We start from the raw sequence: 2,619 nt of genomic DNA, 5'->3' as shown, positions 1-2,619 counted from the left end.
ATAGCCACCGCATGTCGGTAGTGGAGCCCGTGTTCGGCAACATCGGCACGAACAAAAGACTGAATCGCTTCAGCTTGCGAGGCAAAAAGAAGGTGCAGGGTCAGTGGCAATTGTATTGCCTGGTGCACAACATTGAGAAACTGGCGAACTACGGGCAGTTAGCGGCATGATAGCTGGGCTATGGTACAGCCGTGAACAGTCCTCAGAGGGCTAGATGAGCAGCGTTGGGGGTTAAATGTAACTAGCGCTCCAGTGTTGCTGAGAAAATAACGAACTTGCTCCAGTTGATCGCAAGTGATGTAAAAACAACAAAGCGGCTCTGGATCAGGCTCTGTGAAGGGTTTTTCTACAGCCTCGTTATATCTAAAGGGAGTTCGTACGAATGGCATGGTATTGGTGGGTAATATTGGTGGTGGCTGGGTTTTTCGTGCTGGCTTACTATCAAGAGAAAATGAGAAGAGAGCGTCTTATGGAGAAATATGGTGACGCTGAGCTTGTTGATCGACTGATGAAGAAAATGTTTTGGCAAGGTCAGTCCGAAGAGCAGCTCATGGATTCGCTTGGAAAGCCTATGGATATTGATCAGAAGGTGCTAAAAACCAAAACCAAGGAAGTATGGAAATATAATAAAACAGGAAAAGGCCGTTACTCACTGAGAGTTACCTTGGAGAATGGCGAGGTCATCGGTTGGGACCAAAAATAATATAACAAGGCCAGGCACGGCGACGCCTTTTTCGTTGCGGCTTCGCCTCCACTACAAAGCCGCGCATGCTGGCAGCGTTATCACACAAGGAGGTGCATTTATGAAGAACACGGGTAGCTGTCTCTGCGGAGGCATTCAATACGAAATCAACGGTCCGCTGACCGATGTCCTGAACTGTCATTGCTCAATGTGCCGGAAGCTGCATGCCTCCGCATTCAGAACCCGCGCTAAGGTGCAATCTTCTGACTGGCACACCGTCAAAGGTCAGGAGTTGATGAAGTTCTACGAATCTTCTCCGGGTGAGCACAAGGGCTTTTGCTCAAACTGCGGTTCTAGCCTCTACACAAAATTCGACGCAAATCCCGAGATCTATGGCTTTCCACTCGGAACACTGGATACCGACCCGGGAGTAAAAGCAGGGCGCCACGTATTTGTGGGCAACAAGGCTCCCTGGTTCGAGATTACGGACGATCTGCCTCAGAATGCGGAGTATGACTGAGACAGTGATAACAAGCCGCGTAAGGCGGACGGCTTTCAGCCGCCGCTTCGCTCAGCGTTAAATTTTTAGGAGACCGAGAAATGCGAGCAGCAATTATTCCGATGCTTCTCCTATTAGCTTCTTCAAATGCAAGTTCGGGACCTAATAAAACGGTTTCCTACCTCATGAATGAACCGTTGACGATGTTCGAGTGGGGTTTATACAAAGTTAAAGATGAAATTTTCTCTATCGAGTTTGAGGATCTTGACCTGACTTTTAGAAATCTGGCCGGGGTTGAGTATGACTGGGAAGGGAACCGTATAAATCTGAGTCTCACGATTTACCCAGAATATGCATTCTTCAAGAAGGTCGGGGGAAAAAAGATATGCAAATTGGCTTTGCAGAAAGTAAAAAGCCGTTTTGGGTACGGAGTTGAAGCCAAATACCGAGAATTATTTGGGATAAACACTTATTTCGAACATAAAGGCTTTACGAATAAGAGTAAGCCTGAGTCACTTGCTGAAGACCTTGAGAATATTACAAAAATCATGATAAATGTATATTCAAGTGAATCCAATCGCCCTATGTTTAAAAAAATGGCAACGTGCTCCAGCATGTTACTTGAGGACGATGTTTATTTCTTAGAGGAAGCGGATTTATAAATTTAACAAGTCATTCCAGTTCGTTCCGGCCCTTCGGGCCTCCACCGGACAGCCTTGACTCCGCTTCGCTCCGTCAAGGCTGCCGCTGAATTCAGCGTCATGTGGTACGGAGACCTCAAAGTGTTCGAAAAGTTATTCGATGTTTTTTCAAGACGTGAGCAGAATCTCCCGAATGTGGCGATCAAACCGCTAACGAGGGAGTTTCGGAATCGGGTCTTGATGTTGCTGCGCGATACTCTTCAAAATCAATTTTATGCATTCTTGGTTGGGCTGCACCAGAAGGCTGCATACCTCTATGGCAAATTTGGCTCTCTGAAGCATCCACTCATTCATCGCCGGAAGATGACCTTCTAAATTTCTTAGGCACTTGTAGTGATGAGCATTTTCTTGACTTGATTGAGTTAATCTTTCGGTCAGACCTTCCTGGTATTAAGTGGCCGGATAATACACTGATTCAGGGTATCAACGATTTCTTCCGTATTGACGCACTTCCTTACCATCTGACCGGATACTCAATTGAAGAAACTGAATCATCCTTCCACGGCGCTCCGTCTGTGGCGATTCGGATTGCGGAATTCCCTCAAATCATTCGCAAGGATAGCGAGGTAGTGCATCAAAATGCGATGGAGCCCACGCTCATGCTGTTGAGTGCGCCAGAGTTCAAACATGCAAACGACGAGTTTTTGAAGGCGCTAGAAGACCATCGAAAGAAAGATCATCGGGATTGCCTCGCTAAATGTGGCAGCGCATTCGAAAGTGTAATGAAGGTTCTCTGC

The 2,619-nt window shown here is 46.8% G+C and carries 4 protein-coding genes and 1 pseudogene; all 5 read left to right on the top strand.

Annotation, left to right across the window (positions count from 1 at the left end; translation table 11 throughout):
- The coding region (locus BCA33_RS17735) for a transposase (RefSeq protein ID WP_175469828.1) at window positions 1-170 on the top strand (170 nt) is incomplete at its 5' end.
- 212 nt (window positions 171-382) lie between these two features.
- Window positions 383-703, top strand: coding sequence for a DUF2845 domain-containing protein (locus BCA33_RS17730; RefSeq protein ID WP_071267949.1), 321 nt, complete (start codon window positions 383-385; stop codon window positions 701-703).
- A 100-nt stretch (window positions 704-803) separates the two neighbouring features.
- Window positions 804-1,202: a GFA family protein gene (locus tag BCA33_RS17725; protein WP_071267947.1), complete on the top strand. Its 399-nt coding sequence runs from the start codon at window positions 804-806 to the stop codon at window positions 1,200-1,202.
- An 80-nt stretch (window positions 1,203-1,282) separates the two neighbouring features.
- Complete coding sequence (locus tag BCA33_RS17720) at window positions 1,283-1,843, top strand: hypothetical protein (RefSeq protein WP_071267945.1); 561 nt, start codon at window positions 1,283-1,285, stop codon at window positions 1,841-1,843.
- Window positions 1,844-2,235: 392 nt separating this feature from the next.
- A pseudogene (locus BCA33_RS17710) lies at window positions 2,236-2,619 on the top strand (hypothetical protein); the annotation flags it as partial.

It is taken from the genome of Marinobacter sp. AC-23 (assembly GCF_001858325.1).
Taxonomy (GTDB): Bacteria; Pseudomonadota; Gammaproteobacteria; order Pseudomonadales; family Oleiphilaceae; genus Marinobacter.
Note: the sequence above shows the minus strand (reverse complement) of the source record. Positions and strands in the feature narration are given on the sequence as shown.

Excerpts from the sequence above, each read along its gene's own strand:
- BCA33_RS17730 (WP_071267949.1), top strand. The coding sequence starts at position 383 with ATGGCATGGTATTGGTGGGTAATATTGGTGGTGGCTGGGTTTTTCGTG.
- BCA33_RS17725 (WP_071267947.1), top strand. The coding sequence starts at position 804 with ATGAAGAACACGGGTAGCTGTCTCTGCGGAGGCATTCAATACGAAATC.
- BCA33_RS17720 (WP_071267945.1), top strand. The coding sequence starts at position 1,283 with ATGCGAGCAGCAATTATTCCGATGCTTCTCCTATTAGCTTCTTCAAAT.